The organism is Streptomyces viridochromogenes (assembly GCF_001270495.1).
Taxonomy (GTDB): domain Bacteria; phylum Actinomycetota; class Actinomycetes; order Streptomycetales; family Streptomycetaceae; genus Streptomyces; species Streptomyces viridochromogenes_A.
Genome location: NZ_LGUR01000223.1, coordinates 51733 through 65156 on the forward strand (window position 1 = coordinate 51733; position 13424 = coordinate 65156).

Genomic DNA, 13424 nt, shown 5'->3' on the forward strand with positions numbered 1-13424 from the left:
GGGTCTGCGCCGCCCGATCCAGTAGTCGGGGCGAACCCGGTGTCAGTTCCCGGCAGGGGGAACCGACACCGGGTTCCCGGTCACGCGGCCACGACGGCCGGTTCGGCCAGGACCACGGCGTCGGCCGTGACCTCGACTCCGGCTCCGACCCCGACCCCGGCCCCGGCCTGGGACTCGGACTCGGTCAGCAGGTCGACGAGGGTCGCCCGGGCTCGGGCCACGCGTGAGCGGACCGTCCCGACCGGGCAGTCGCTCATCGCGGCCGCCTCCGCGTAGGGCAGGCCCACCAGCTGGGTCAGGACGAACGCCTCGCGCCGCTCGTCGGGCAGCGCGTCCAGCAGGTCGAGCAGCGCGATGCCGTCGTCGAAGCCGGGCAGGCCGGTCGGCTGGGCGCGTTCCGCCATCAGCGTCCAGTCGTCGGTGTCGCACAGCCGCGGCCGGGCGGCGGCGTACCGGTGACTGTCGATCACCGCGCGACGCGCGATGGACAGCAGCCACGCGCGCGCCGAGGAGCGGCCCTCGAACCGGTGCAGGCTGCCGAGCGCCCGCAGGAACGTGTCCTGCGCGAGGTCGTCGGCGGCCTGCGGATCGGCGGACAGATGTGCCACGTACCGCACGACGTCGCGGTGCAGCGAGCGGACGAAACGGTCGGTCGCGTCCGGGTCACCGCCGCGGGCGGCCAGCGCCCACGCGGTCGTCGACTCGTCGCCGCCGACCGTGCGGGAGGTGGTGTCCGCCTTCGTGTGCCTCACGCGGGTCGCGCGTGAGGAGGGCAGGGCAGGAGTGATCACCTGGTTCCTTCTCGGGTAGTCCGGACACCGGCTCGGCGACCGGTACGTCGGCGGGCGCGAAGGCGTCACCGCCGGGTACGGGGCACCGGGGCACGTGTACGTGAGACGTACGCGCACGCTGTACCGGAGGAGTCCGGGGATACGGGGGATACGGCCGTACGGCAGGTACGGCCGGGGCCCGAGGCACGGTCGTCGTCGTCGACGACGGACATCAACGAACATCGACGGCGTCGACTGGTCGACGTCCGTGTCCGTACGGCCTCGGGAAACCAGCTGTCTCAGACGACAGCGATCCCCGCCGGAGGCCCCCGAGAAGTGATCGTGTGAACGAGCGGCAGCAGCCGCGGTGCCCGGTCGGAACGGCCGCGCCGCGGACGCAGACGCGGCCGGTGCGGCGGTACGGGCAGGTCGAGCGACACCCGCAGCGGGGCGGCCAGCCAGCCGGCGACGGCCCGCAGGATTCGGAACGCGGCACGCTCACCGTGGCCCAGCCACAGGCCACACAGCAGCGCGGCGAGGGTGTGGGCGGCGAACATGCCGAAGGAGGACGAGCCGGCCATGTCGTGGCCCAAGCCCATGTGGCCGATGCCCGTGTGGCTCACGCCCATGTGGCCCATGCCCATGTGCTCCACGGACATAGAGCCCATGGAATCCATGGGCATCGAGCCCATGTGCTCCATGGACATGGGATCCGCGGAGCCCGCATGTGTGGGCATGGAGCCCATGTCGTGCGCGGTGGTGGCGGAGGAGGACTGCGCGAACTCGAAGGCCGCGTGCAGCCCGCCCTGGGCGACGACCACGACGGACACGACCAGCGGGAGTCCCCGCTCCCGGCCCGCCAGGCACCAGCCCGCGCCGCCCGTCAGGACGGCACCGGCCGCCAACGTCCACCACGGGACGCCCACGCCCGACATCAGAACGTGGCCGAGGGCAGCGAGCAGCACACAGACGGACGCGAACACCGCGGCCCGTATCGTGCGCACACCCCACCCAGCAGTCATGACGGCCCTCATCCTCGCATCCTGGGCCCAGTCGTCACGGGTGGGTACGCACGACACCCCCGTCCCGCACTCAAGCCCAGAAGAGTGATACAGGACACATCGACAGGAGGGAACTGGGCACGCACGCCAACCGACAAGTTGAGGGTGTGAGCGCTGTCCTCAGTCGATCTCGCCGGGACGGACCACCATCGCCTGTACGTCGATCCGCCCTCCGCGCTCGAAGTGGAGTGTGAACGGCACATAGGTGCCCGTCTGCCACTCCGGTTCGGCCCGTAGCGTCACGTCGAGGCCGTACGGGGACATGGCGAGGCCGCCGTCGGCCGGGACGCGGGCCGAGTCCACCGTCTGTGCCGACGCCGCGTTGCCGCTGGTCATGCGGTGGCGGCTGAGCGTCATGTCACCCGCGACGGCGGACGACGTCACCTTCAGCAGCCGGTCGTCCGCACCCCCGGAGTTGGTGATCCGGAAGAACGCGGCGGTGTCCCGGACGTCGCCGTACGGCAGGAAGACCCGTCCGTCGGCTACCGCGATCCGCGCGGGGCTGCCCGCGCTGCCGGAGCCCACCCAGGTGGTCAGGCCGCCCAGGGCGACACCGCATGCGGCGATCGGGGCGAGCGCGGCGAACAGGCTCTCGGCGATCCGGCGGCGGGTCGGCCGCCAGGCCCGGGGGTCGGCCGTTCGCTCGGCCCGTCCCTCGGTCGCTCGTTCGGCGGTGGGTCCGGCAGTGGACGCTGCAGTGGGTGCGGTCATCGGGTACCTCCCTCGGTCGGAGCGGGCTTCGGGCCCCGGACACCGGCCTGCTCACGGCCGCGCCCCGCCGCCGTTGCCGGTGCCGGCTGCCAGGCCCGTAGCCGCAGGCTGTTGCCCACCACGAGGACGGAGCTCGCCGACATGGCCACCGCGGCGACCATCGGGTTGAGCAGCCCGACCATGGCGAGGGGCACGGTCACCAGGTTGTAGCCGAAGGCCCACAGCAGGTTCGCGCGGATCGTGCCCAGGGCGCGCCGGGCGAGCCGGACCGCGTCCCCGAGGGCTTCGATGTCACCGCGCACCAGGGTGACGTCGGCGGCCCCGATCGCGACGTCCGTGCCCGCGCCCATGGCGATGCCGAGATCGGCGCAGGCCAGCGCCGCGGCGTCGTTCACGCCGTCGCCGACGACCGCGACCCGGCGGCCCTGTTCCCTCAGCTCCCGTACGAGGGCGGCCTTGTCCTCGGGGCTGCGGCGGGCGTACACCTCGTCGATGCCGAGCGCGGACGCGACCGCCCGGGCCGGTTCCTCCCGGTCGCCGGTGGCGAGCACCGGGTGCACTCCGAGGCGCCGCAGGCGGTCCACGGCCCGGTAGCTGCCGGGGCGTACGACGTCCCCGATCTCGATCAGCGCCTCCGTCGCCCCGTCGACGCGGACGACGACCGGCGTGTGCGCGGCCGACTCCGCCGCCGGGAGCGCGTCCGCCAGGGCCGAGGGCAAGTCGTCGTCCGGAGCGAGGACTTCGACCAGCCGGCCCTCGACCAGGCCGCGCACGCCCCGCCCCGCCTGCGCCCGGAAGTCGCGCACCTCGGGCGGCGGCCCCTGCTCGGGCAGGGCCCTTCGGGCATACGCGACGATCGCGCGGCCCAGCGGGTGTTCCGAGCCCTGCTCCACCGCACCGGCCAGCCGCAGCACGGCTTCCTTGCCGAGCCCACCGGGCACGGCCGTGACGCGGGCGACGCTCATGTGCCCGGAAGTGAGGGTGCCGGTCTTGTCGAGGACGACGGTGTCGATGTGCCGGAGCCCCTCCAGGGCCTGCGGGCCCCGGACCAGAACGCCGAGTTGGGCACCGCGTCCGGTGGCGGCCATCAACGCGGTCGGGGTCGCCAGACCCAGCGCGCAGGGGCACGCCACGACGAGGACGGCCACGCAGGCGGTGATCGCCGCCTGCGGATCGGCTCCGGCCCCGAGCCAGAACCCGAGCACGGTGACGGCCAGCGCCAGCACCACCGGCACGAACACCCCGGCCACGGCGTCGGCGAGGCGCTGCGCCCGTGCCTTCCCGGCCTGCGCCTCCGTCACCAGCCGTGTGATCCGCGCGAGTTGGGTGTCCACGCCCACGGCCGTGGCCCGCACCAGCAGCAGCCCGCCCGCGTTGACGGCACCGCCCACCACCGCCGAGCCGGGCCCGGTCTCGACGGGCTCGCTCTCTCCGGTGACGAGCGACAGGTCCACGGCGGAGTTGCCCTCCACCACGGCACCGTCGGTGGCGACGCGCTCGCCGGGGCGTACGAGGAAGACCTGCCCGACCGCCAACTCCTCGACCGGGATGAGGCGTTCGGTACGGTCGTCGTCACGTACCGACACCTCCTTGGCGGCGAGCCGGGCGAGTGAGCGCAACGCCGCCCCGGTGCCGTGGCGGGCCCGTGCCTCCAGGAACCGGCCGGCCAGCACGAACAGCGGGACGCCGACGGCCGCTTCGAGGTAGACGTGCGCGCTGCCCACATCAGCGGCTCCGCCGGGGGCGCCCATGGCGGAGGGCAGCAGGCTGAACGGCATCCGCATGCCGGGCGTGCCCGCGCCGCCGAGGAACAGGGCGTACGCCGACCAGGAGAAGGACGCCACGACACCCAGGGAGACCAGCGTGTCCATGGTCGCGGTCGAGTGGCGCAGCCCGCGCAGTGCGCGCACGTGGAAAGGCCAGGCACTCCACACGGCGACCGGCGCGGCCAGGACGAAGCACAGCCACTGCCAGTTGCGGAACTGCCAGCCGGGCACCATGGAGAGCACGAGCACCGGCACCGCGAGCAGCGCGGTGATCAACAGCCGCTCACGCTCCTGCCGTACGCCCTCGCCCTGCCGGGCATCCGCGGACTCCCGTACGCCGGGCTCCCGGGCGCCCTTGGACTCCCGTTTCCGCGGCGGCTCCGGCAACGCTGCCGTGTATCCGGCCTGTTCGACGGTCGCGACGAGTTCCTCGGGGCGGACGTCGGGCGGGTGGCTCACCCGGGCACGACCGGTGGCCAGGTTGACCGTCGCGGTCACGCCCGCCAGCTTGGCGAGCTTCTTCTCCACGCGCCGGACGCAGGCCGCGCAGGTCATCCCGCCGACGGTCAGGTCCGTGGTGGTCATCGGGGGTGCCGGTTCGATGGCCATCAGCCGCCGCTCCCGTGCCGCATGTCCATGTCCCCCATGTCCCCCATGTCCCCGTCCCCGGTGTCCGTGCCGCCGCCGTAGTCACTCCCACCGGAGCGGTGCATGCCGGGCGCGACGGGCCCGGCGGCGGCTCCGACGGCGTACGACACCGTGAAGATCAGGGCGAGCAGCAGCAGAAACCCGCAGAGGGCGGGCGGCACAAGTGGGGGTGGTTTCATCGACGGCCTCCTGACGCACGTACCGCTTCAGGAGTCGGACGCGGAGGGCCGGGAGTTCCCGGCCGCCGTAAACGCGGGGTAATACCTCAAGGCGAGGGGTCCTCGGGACCGGGGTGGCGGAGGCAGGAGGCGACGACCACGAAGGGCCACAGGGACTGGAGGGCCGTCACCAGGCGTTCGGCGACGCCGTCGGCGCCACCCTGGTTCATTTCGAACATGAACCAGACGGCGCTGACGAGCATCAGCACGGTCGCCGTGAGGGAGGGCCCGGGCCGGAGCCCCCATGGTGCGGCCCGGCGCCGGTCGGCGGCCAGAACCGGCCATACGGCAAGGAGCGTGAAGCCGACCGCGACCGCCGAGCCATGGCGCAGGGAACCGCCGCTGCTCGGCGGCGGGAGGAGCGCCACGGCGCACGCGGCCACTCCCCCGGCGCCCAGCGCCACCCGTCCGGGGAGTGCGGCCGGGCGCAGCCCCAGGGCGGTGATCAGGTGGCAGACGCCCAGGGCGGCCAGCGCCCCGGTCATCACCCAGAAGCCCGCGGCGCCGTAGGCCGCGAGGACGCTGATCGTCTGTGTGGCGGGGTCGTAGGCGGGCCCTTCGAGCAGCGCCGCGATCGTCCAGCCGCCGATCAGCACGACAGGCGCGCATCCCGACGAAAGCAGAGCCCATCTTGGGATAGATCGCATCAAGTCACCGTAGATCGGCCACTCGGTCCCTCGGCTCTTCCGTCACCGGCACGCGCACGCCGTGTCGTCGGCCGGCGTCTCGGTGCCGTTCCAGGCGATGGACGGCGGGGCGGAACCCGCAAGCGAACAGCCCTGCTCACATCGAACAAATCGACCGTAAACGCCAGGCCGCGCCACCCCTTCCGGCACATAGAAATATCCACCAGCATGAAGGGCCCTGCCCGGGGCGGCAGGGTCTAGTGCTGGGGGTAAGGACATGCAGCGCACCATGGGGAAGCAGGCCGTCGAGTGGCTCGCCGCGGCTGCCGCGGATCCTCGGTCGTGCAAGCGGCAGTGGGACCAGGGCGCGGACGCGGTGCTGCTGGAGGCCGGCCGGATCTGGGACGTGCTCAGCGTTCCCGAACAGATCGGCCTGAGCGCCCTGGATCGCCTGAGACGGGCGCGCCCGCGGGCATCCGGCCCCGTCCTGGTGAACAGCGGGGCGCGCCGCGTCGGCTTCTTCCTCCCGCCCGATCCCGTCAGCGACTGGGTCGGGCCCGGCGTACGCCATGTCGGCAGGGGATCATGGGTCGCCGTGCCGCCGCCGTACCAGTCCGCCGGCTGGCGCCTGGACTGGCTGCTGCCGCCCGACGGGACCGGAGTCCTGTACGACCCCGCCGCAGTGGAGTGGGCGCTGCGACAGGCCGGCGGCGCTCGTACCGCCCTGACGCGGGTCAGTCGGTCGGGCGGGGAGCGGCCACGCTGACGCGCCCGTTCCTGCCGCTCCACTCCCACAGGTCCACCGGCCCGGGAAGGCCCCGGGGCACGACTACGGCCGGTACCCGCTCGGCCGGCTCGACGTGCCGGTCACCCGCCGGTTCGGTGCCGGCCACCCTGGCCAGCCCGGTGAACCTGCCGACCGCCCAGGAGGTGACGGCCTGACCTTGTCCATCGCCGGTGCCCACGCATTCCCACCAGGTGTCACGGCGCTCAGGTACCGCACGCCCCTTGGCATGCCACTCCGCGACCAGAGCCGCGTAGATCGACGGCTGGCTCCGGACGCCGGTGGCCGGTACGACGTACGACACGGGTGCGGCGGCGCCTCCGAGGCCACGCCGCGCCGTCTCAAGTCTGTCCATGCCGGAGCAACGCCGAGGCGTGCGCCGGTGGTACGCCCGCCGCCGCCGCTGCCACCCAGTCGAGTGAGACCGTCCCCCGGATGGAGTCATGCGCCACACACACCGCCCGACGCCGTCCGCCTCGATCGAGACAGGAGCCGCTTCCATGGACCGGAACGACAGTGACGACACCCCCGACTGCCCGTGGTGCGCCGCGCTGCGTGAGACGAGCCCGTCACCGACGGCGCAGCCGGCCACATCGCCGGGACGACGGTATGACCCGTATGTCTCGGGCACCCAGTACGACAGTGACGACTGGTGAGGGCAGGGGCGGCGATGAGGGCCGGAACAGTCCGGTCCTGAACAGCCAGTCCTGAACAGCCCGGTCCGGAGCAGCCCGATCCGGAGCAGCCCGGCTCAGCGCTGCGCCTCGTGACCGCGCGGGGAGCGCTGGTGCAGCTGGGCGGCGAGTACCGCGACGTCGTCCTCGGCGTGCCGGGCGTCGAGGCGGGCGAGCGCCGTGTCGATGACGTCCTCGACCCCGGTGGCGGACGCGAAGCCGACGCCGATCAGCCGGTCCAGGGACTGATCGATGTCCTCACCGCGGTGCTCGACGAGCCCGTCGGTGAACAGCAGCAGCGTCTGGGCCGGGTCCAGTCGCCAGGTGGCCGGCTCATAGCCGCCGAGGCCCGTCCCCAGGGGCGGGCCGACCGGGACCGACAGGAGTGAGGCGCGGCCCTCCGCGTCGATCACGGCCGGGGGCAGGTGACCGGCGCTGGCCAGGGTCACCTGGCCGCGGTCGGGATCGACGCGGGCGATCAGACACGTCGCCGGGCGGCGCTCCGGTTCGGCGGAGGCGGTGTCGTCGAGCTGGCGCAGCACACGGTGCGGCGGAAGGTCGGCGGAGGCGATGTAGCGCAGGGCGGAGCGGTACGCGGTCATGTCCACGGCGGCCTCCAGGCCGTGCCCCATGACGTCCCCGACGACGAGCAGTGTCCGGCCGAAGTGCAGCCGGACGGTCTCGCACCAGTCGCCGCCGACCAGGGTGCTCTGCCCGACGGGCAGGTAGCGGATGGCGACGTCCAGGTTCGGGTGCGGACGCCCGGGCTCGGCGAGCAGAGCGCGCTGGAGCTTGCCGACGATGCCCCTGACCCGGTCGTGCTCCCGGGCGTGCCGGATGTGGGAGGCGGCACGTTCGGCGAGGAGGGCGAGCAGCTCCGTGTCCGCCCGGGTGTACGGCGCTCGCTCCCGGGCACAGACCAGCACGCCGTAGCGGTGTTCGTCGGTGGCCAGCGGCACGCAGACCGCCGGCCGGGCGCCGCCGTACGCCGGACAGGGAGCCTCGTCTCCGCCCCGCGGCACCGCCGCCTCCCGTGCTGCCGCTGCAGCCCACCGCACAGGGGGCAGCATCGCCGGGTCGCCGTGGACGGCCTCGTACGCCGACCCGGCCTCGTCTCCGCCGCGCAGCACCGCCGCCGCACCGCCCGTCTGCCCACCCGCCTGGCCGCCCGTCCGCCCGGCGGCCTCCCTGGTCAGCTCCGCGCAGGTGGCGCCCTCGTCCAGCGTGGTACCGATCCGGGCCACCGCCGCACGCAACGCCGTCAGCCGGGACGGCGCATCAAGGTCCTGCTCGGGTGTGCCACCGGACGGGACGGGCTCCGTCGTGGCCGGTCTGCGAAACCTCTGCAACCAGCGCACCACACCAAACACCCTAGAGGGTCACAAAAGCACACAAAGGTCGGATGGCGACACGGGCGGCGGGGGCGGCGGGGACGGCCAAGGGCGGGCAGAGACAGAGCAGCGACGGCCAGAGACAGGTGAGGACGGACAGGGACAGGTAAGGGCAGGCGGGAGCAGGCAGGCGGCAGGCACGGGCAGGCGGACGTGGGGAGCACGGGGGCGCACGTCCCGCATATATCTGCCGGTTTGATGCGCGGGCGCTCGCCCCATACGGGGAATTGAGCCCCCGCCGTATGGCCGCACCACCTGGCACCCGGTGCACTGAGGCCTCCATCCCGCGATCGTCGGCACCACAAGGAGGCTCTTCATGGCACTCACGGAGTGGACGAAGTCAATGGAGTGGCTGGCAGCGGCGTCGGAGGACCCCGGCGCCTGCAAACAGGAATGGCAGAACGGCAGCACCGGGGTCGCACTCCTGGCCGCCGGGCGGTTCTGGGACGTACTGATCGTGCCGGAGGACCTCGGGCTGCGCGTCGCCGACCTGCTGGACGAGCTGTCCCTGCTCGACCGCGGCCCCTGCCTGCTGGACACCCGACGACGCAACGTGGGGTTCCTGCTACCCCCGGAGCCCCAGGCCGTGTGGATCGGCACCGGCGTGCGCCTTCTCGGCGCCGGCACCTGGATCACGGCCCCCGCCCCGCACTGCCGCTGGGGCGCCCTGCGCTGGCTCGTCCCGCCGGACGGAACCGGAACCCTGAACATTCCGGAGGTCCTGGAAGTGGCCATGCAGCGCTGCGCGGGCGAGCTGAACCGCCTCCAGGGTCGCCCCGCGCCCGCCGCGTGCGCGTCAGGGGGCCGCGTACGGCCGTGACCGGCCCGGCGGGCCGCTCCGACCCGCCCGGTGACGGGGGCGCGCGCAAGAGAAAGGGCGCCTGTGACACGCCCGTGACAGTCGACGGACACCGCTATGACGTCCACCAATCAAGGTATTGGAAACGGACAAATTGCAGCTTTCGGACATTGACCGCTTCCGGTGATGTGAGCAGAGATGGCCGAGTCGATCTGTCAGAGGACCCCCCATGAGCTTCACCATCACCACGACGCACGACGAAGCCACCGCCCCCGCCCTGGCCCCGCGCGAGAGGGAGACGTTGCAGCACATCGCCCGAGGCTGCACCTATCTGCAGGCGGCTCGGCACATGGGACTGTCCAAGCACACGGTCGACGCCTACCTCCGTCGTATCCGCGCCAAGCTCAACATCAACAGCACCGCCGAGCTCACCCGGGTGGCCATCGCCCTGGGTCTGTGAGCTGCGAGCGGTGAGCGGTGAGCGGCGACACGACGGCGTCGGCGACCGTGCGGCGATCAGACGCTGCCGTCCCCACACCGCGCGGGACCGAAGCGGCGCCGGACCGAAGCCGCGCCGCGCCCCGGAACTTCCTGCCGCTGATCCCTGACGCGTCCGTAGTCCCTGACGCACCCGACGTCAAGTAACGAACAGCCGGGGCTGGGGCGTCCGCCCCCGGCGGGGCACGGTTGCAGTCCACCACCCGACCGCTCCCCTCCCGTCGTTCCCTCGTCCCTCGTCCCCCATCCGCCATCCGCCATCCGCCATCCGCCATCCGCCAACTCGACCCCCCACAGGTTCCCCATGAATGACATCGCCATCGTCGGACTCGGCTGCCGCTTCCCCGGAGCCGCGGACCTCAGGGCGTACTGGAAGCTCCTCCTCGGTGGAGAACGGCAGTTCACCGCGGTCCCGAAGGATCGCTGGAACCATGACACGTTCCACCGGCCCGACGATCCACAGGCCCCCGACAGTGCCTACACCGACCAGGTCGCCTTCCTTCAGGGCGTGGACCGCTTCGCCGCCAGGCACTACGGTCTGCCGCCTCGCCGCGCCGAGGCCATGGACCCGCAGCACCGCCTGGCACTCGACGTCACCCGCGAGGCGCTCGACGACGCGGGGCTGGGCCGTGGCGGCTTCGACCGGGAGCGCACAGGCGTCTTCTTCGGCATCTCGGTGTCCGACTACAAGGAACTCGCCACGGCCCGGATCCGGGCCCTCGGCCTCGCCGACGGGTCGCTCGGCACGGCGGCCGACGCCGACGCCCTGAACGCGTTCAAGTCCCGCTCCACACGGGACCTCCCTCCCGTCGGCACCTTCACCATGCCGGGCGTTCTGCTCAACATGGCGCCCGCCACGGTGAGCCGGCACTTCGGTCTCGGGGGTCCCAGCTTCGCCGTCGACGCCGCCTGCTCCAGCTCGCTGGTGGCGCTCGACCACGCGGTGGCGCAGCTGCGTCACGGCACGTGCAAGGCGGCGGTGGTCGGCGGGGTGTACGTCAGTCTCACGCCGGACAGCCTGGTCGGCTTCTCCCGACTCGGCGCGCTGTCGGCGGCGGGGGTGTGTCGCCCGTTCGATGCCAGAGCCGACGGCTTCGTACTCGGCGAGGGCGCCGGCGCCGTATTCCTCCGGCCGCTTCAGGACGCCCTCGCCGACGGCAACCGTGTCTACGCCGTCATCAAGGGCATCGGCTCCGCCAACGACGGCGCCTCGTCGGGGCCGCTGACCCCCAGCGCCGAGGGACAACTGCGGGCCATGCGCGGCGCGTTCGACGACGCGGGCCTGCCACCCGGTGCGGCCTCCTTCATCGAGGCCCACGGTACGGGGACCGGCGTCGGTGACCGCGTGGAGGTGGAGGCCCTGCGCCGGTTGCGGACCGAACGCGGGGGCGCGGCCCCCGGCGTCTGCTACCTCTCCTCCGGGAAGGGGCTCATCGGGCACTCGCTGTCCGCGGCCGGCATCGCGGGGCTGATCAAGACCGCGCTGGTGGTGCACCACCGCACGGTCGTACCGCAGCCCGACGTCCTCCCCCACCCGGACCTGGGACTGGACGCCGCCGGCCTGCGCCTGGCCGACACCGCGCGGGCGCTGCCGGAGGGTGCGGGACCGGCGTGCGCGGCCGTCAGTTCGTTCGGTTTCGGTGGCACGAACGTGCACGCGGTGCTCCAGCAGGCGCCCACTACGGCCCCCGTCCGGCGGCCGACCGCCAACAGCACGCACACCGCCCGCGAGGCGGAGCCCCAGCTCGCGCTGGTCTCGGCCGGCAGCCCGGAGCTGCTGCGGGAGCACATAGCCGACCTGCTCGGCCACCTGGAGCACACACCCCAGGCGTCCCTCGCGGCGTTGGCCCACACCTTGGCCGGGCGCGAGCCGCTGCCGAGCAGGCTCGCGATCGTGGCCGACAGCACGGCCGAGTTCACCGAGCGGCTGCGCAGGGCCCATCGGCAACTGGCCGAGGGTGCCCGGGGCGACCTCGGCGACGGTGCCTTCGCCGTGGACGCTCCCCTGCCGTCCGTCGCACGCCGGGTCGCCTTCCTCTACCCGGGCCAGGGCAGTCAACGCCCCGGCATGATGCGGGAACTCCACGAACGCTCCCCCGACTTCCGCGATGCCGTTGACACCCTCGGAGCCGTAGCCCGGCGGCACACCGGCGTCGACCCGGCCGACCTCCTCTACGGGCCGGCGCCGGACCTGACGGACGACTCCGGGCTCAGGCGGCGGCTCGCCCCCACTGAGGTGTGCCAGCCGTTGCTCGGCACCGTGCAGATCGCCACCACCGGGCTGCTGGCCGCGTGCGGCGTCGCCCCGGATGTCGTACTCGGCCACAGCGTGGGTGAGTTCGCGGCCGCCGCGACCGCCGGTGTCCTCCCGGCCGAGGAGACCGTGGCGCTGCTGGCCCGGCGGGGCGCGGTCCTGCGGGACGCGGAGGGCGAGCCGCGCGGCTCGATGCTCGCCCTCCAGACGGACGAGGAGACGTGCCGACGGTTGGTCGACGGCCGCCAGGACGTGTGGATCGCGTGCTTCAACGAGCCTCGGCAGACGGTGGTCAGCGGCGCCAAGGAAACCCTCGCCGCCCTACGGCGCGTCTGCGCGGAGGCGGGCATCGCCACCAGGGACCTTGAGGTCTCCAACGCCTTCCACTCGCCGCGGCTGGCAGCAGGCGACGAGGCCATGCGCGCCGACCTGGACGGGCGTTCCCTCACCCGTCCCCGGCTGCCGCTGGTCTCCTGCGTGAGCGGGGCCCTGTGCGACGACCCCGACCAGCTGCGTCGGCTGTGGGCACGTCACGCGTCCGCGCCGGTCCGCTTCACCGACGCCATCCGCAGTGCCTACGACACGGGCGCCCGCGTCTTTGTGCAGGTGACGGGCGGCAACTCGCTCCTGTCTGCCGTCCGACGCAACCTCGCCGGCCACGACGACGTCCACGTCATCGCCGTCGACAAGCCGGCACCGGACGGTCAGCGCGGCTACCTGAGCGCCCTCGCCCGTCTCGCCGTCCTGGGTGTCGACGTCGACCCGCGCGCGCTGATCGAGCCGGCCGACCGCCGCCTGCTCGACCTGCCGGTCGCCCGGCTGGAGCAGCAGTCCTACTGGTGGGGGCAGCGGCCGGCACCGGCGGACGACGAGGCCGCCCGCCCTGCGCCGACCCCGTCGTCCCCGCCGCCCTCGTCGACACCGCAGAACCCGTCGTCCCCGGCGGACGCACCCCGACCCCAGACGTACCTCGACCCGAACAAGGACAATCCCATGCACGAACTGCTCGACCTGATCCAGCACCAGATGACCCTCCTCGGCCGCCTCGGCGACGCGTTGACCGACGCGGGTATCACGGAGCCCCACACCACGCCCGCGCCGATGGCTACGCCTACCCCGACCCCGACCCCGACCTCGACCCCGACCCCGACCCCGACCCCGACGGCTGATTCCACCGACGCCGACGACGCCGACGACGCCGTAAAGGAGGCCGTGTTCGAGCAG

General features: G+C 73.2%; 13 protein-coding genes. 5 read left to right on the top strand and 8 right to left on the bottom strand.

Going from position 1 to position 13424, the window contains the following annotated elements:
- Positions 1-80: 80 nt before the first annotated feature.
- The 6 genes from ADK36_RS31865 to ADK36_RS31890 form a co-directional block, all read right to left on the bottom strand.
- Positions 81-791, bottom strand: coding sequence for a sigma-70 family RNA polymerase sigma factor (locus ADK36_RS31865; RefSeq protein WP_199830288.1), 711 nt, complete (start codon positions 789-791; stop codon positions 81-83).
- A gap of 278 nt (positions 792-1069) precedes the next feature.
- Positions 1070-1792 (bottom strand): hypothetical protein, encoded by a 723-nt coding sequence (locus tag ADK36_RS31870; RefSeq protein WP_053199994.1) that lies wholly within the window; start codon positions 1790-1792, stop codon positions 1070-1072.
- Positions 1793-1951: 159 nt separating this feature from the next.
- Positions 1952-2542: a copper chaperone PCu(A)C gene (locus ADK36_RS31875; RefSeq protein ID WP_078942767.1), complete on the bottom strand. Its 591-nt coding sequence runs from the start codon at positions 2540-2542 to the stop codon at positions 1952-1954.
- Entirely contained in the window at positions 2539-4917 is a 2379-nt protein-coding gene (locus ADK36_RS31880) for a heavy metal translocating P-type ATPase (RefSeq protein ID WP_053199984.1), read from the bottom strand. Before ADK36_RS31880 ends, ADK36_RS31875 begins: the two co-directional genes overlap by 4 nt.
- On the bottom strand, positions 4917-5135 hold the full coding sequence (locus ADK36_RS31885) for a hypothetical protein (RefSeq protein ID WP_053199986.1): 219 nt from the start codon (positions 5133-5135) through the stop codon (positions 4917-4919). Before ADK36_RS31885 ends, ADK36_RS31880 begins: the two co-directional genes overlap by 1 nt.
- 86 nt (positions 5136-5221) lie before the next feature.
- A complete protein-coding gene (locus ADK36_RS31890; RefSeq protein ID WP_048580718.1) occupies positions 5222-5821 on the bottom strand; it encodes a DUF998 domain-containing protein in 600 nt (199 codons plus the stop codon).
- A gap of 256 nt (positions 5822-6077) precedes the next feature.
- Between ADK36_RS31890 and ADK36_RS31895 the strand changes: the two genes are divergently transcribed.
- Positions 6078-6566 carry a hypothetical protein gene (locus ADK36_RS31895; RefSeq protein WP_048580717.1) on the top strand — a complete coding sequence of 163 codons (489 nt, stop codon included), beginning with the start codon at positions 6078-6080 and terminating at the stop codon, positions 6564-6566.
- Here ADK36_RS31895 and ADK36_RS31900 read toward each other — a convergent pair.
- Positions 6535-6939 (bottom strand): hypothetical protein, encoded by a 405-nt coding sequence (locus ADK36_RS31900; protein ID WP_159391221.1) that lies wholly within the window; start codon positions 6937-6939, stop codon positions 6535-6537. The genes ADK36_RS31895 and ADK36_RS31900 overlap by 32 nt on opposite strands.
- A 145-nt stretch (positions 6940-7084) precedes the next feature.
- On the opposite strand from ADK36_RS31900, the gene ADK36_RS49135 reads away from it, so the two are divergent.
- Positions 7085-7240 (top strand): hypothetical protein, encoded by a 156-nt coding sequence (locus ADK36_RS49135; protein WP_159029126.1) that lies wholly within the window; start codon positions 7085-7087, stop codon positions 7238-7240.
- A gap of 95 nt (positions 7241-7335) precedes the next feature.
- Here ADK36_RS49135 and ADK36_RS31905 read toward each other — a convergent pair whose 3' ends face one another.
- Positions 7336-8619, bottom strand: a complete 1284-nt coding sequence (locus tag ADK36_RS31905) for a PP2C family protein-serine/threonine phosphatase (protein ID WP_234329952.1) — start codon at positions 8617-8619, stop codon at positions 7336-7338.
- 346 nt (positions 8620-8965) lie between these two features.
- Between ADK36_RS31905 and ADK36_RS31910 the strand changes: the two genes are divergently transcribed.
- From ADK36_RS31910 to ADK36_RS31920, 3 genes are all read left to right on the top strand, one after another.
- On the top strand, positions 8966-9469 hold the full coding sequence (locus tag ADK36_RS31910; protein WP_078916146.1) for a hypothetical protein: 504 nt from the start codon (positions 8966-8968) through the stop codon (positions 9467-9469).
- Between the two features lie 208 nt (positions 9470-9677).
- Positions 9678-9908 (top strand): response regulator transcription factor, encoded by a 231-nt coding sequence (locus tag ADK36_RS31915; RefSeq protein ID WP_048580714.1) that lies wholly within the window; start codon positions 9678-9680, stop codon positions 9906-9908.
- Between the two features lie 342 nt (positions 9909-10250).
- A partial coding sequence (locus tag ADK36_RS31920; protein ID WP_159391222.1) for a type I polyketide synthase occupies positions 10251-13424 on the top strand: 3174 nt, incomplete at its 3' end.

Bases quoted from the DNA above. Each gene is read 5' to 3' on its own strand.
- ADK36_RS49135 (WP_159029126.1), top strand. From the start codon at position 7,085: ATGGACCGGAACGACAGTGACGACACCCCCGACTGCCCGTGGTGCGCC.
- ADK36_RS31895 (WP_048580717.1), top strand. From the start codon at position 6,078: ATGCAGCGCACCATGGGGAAGCAGGCCGTCGAGTGGCTCGCCGCGGCT.
- ADK36_RS31870 (WP_053199994.1), bottom strand. From the start codon at position 1,792: ATGACTGCTGGGTGGGGTGTGCGCACGATACGGGCCGCGGTGTTCGCG.
- ADK36_RS31910 (WP_078916146.1), top strand. From the start codon at position 8,966: ATGGCACTCACGGAGTGGACGAAGTCAATGGAGTGGCTGGCAGCGGCG.
- ADK36_RS31915 (WP_048580714.1), top strand. From the start codon at position 9,678: ATGAGCTTCACCATCACCACGACGCACGACGAAGCCACCGCCCCCGCC.
- ADK36_RS31875 (WP_078942767.1), bottom strand. From the start codon at position 2,542: ATGACCGCACCCACTGCAGCGTCCACTGCCGGACCCACCGCCGAACGA.
- ADK36_RS31880 (WP_053199984.1), bottom strand. From the start codon at position 4,917: ATGGCCATCGAACCGGCACCCCCGATGACCACCACGGACCTGACCGTC.
- ADK36_RS31890 (WP_048580718.1), bottom strand. From the start codon at position 5,821: ATGCGATCTATCCCAAGATGGGCTCTGCTTTCGTCGGGATGCGCGCCT.
- ADK36_RS31900 (WP_159391221.1), bottom strand. From the start codon at position 6,939: ATGGACAGACTTGAGACGGCGCGGCGTGGCCTCGGAGGCGCCGCCGCA.
- ADK36_RS31885 (WP_053199986.1), bottom strand. From the start codon at position 5,135: ATGAAACCACCCCCACTTGTGCCGCCCGCCCTCTGCGGGTTTCTGCTG.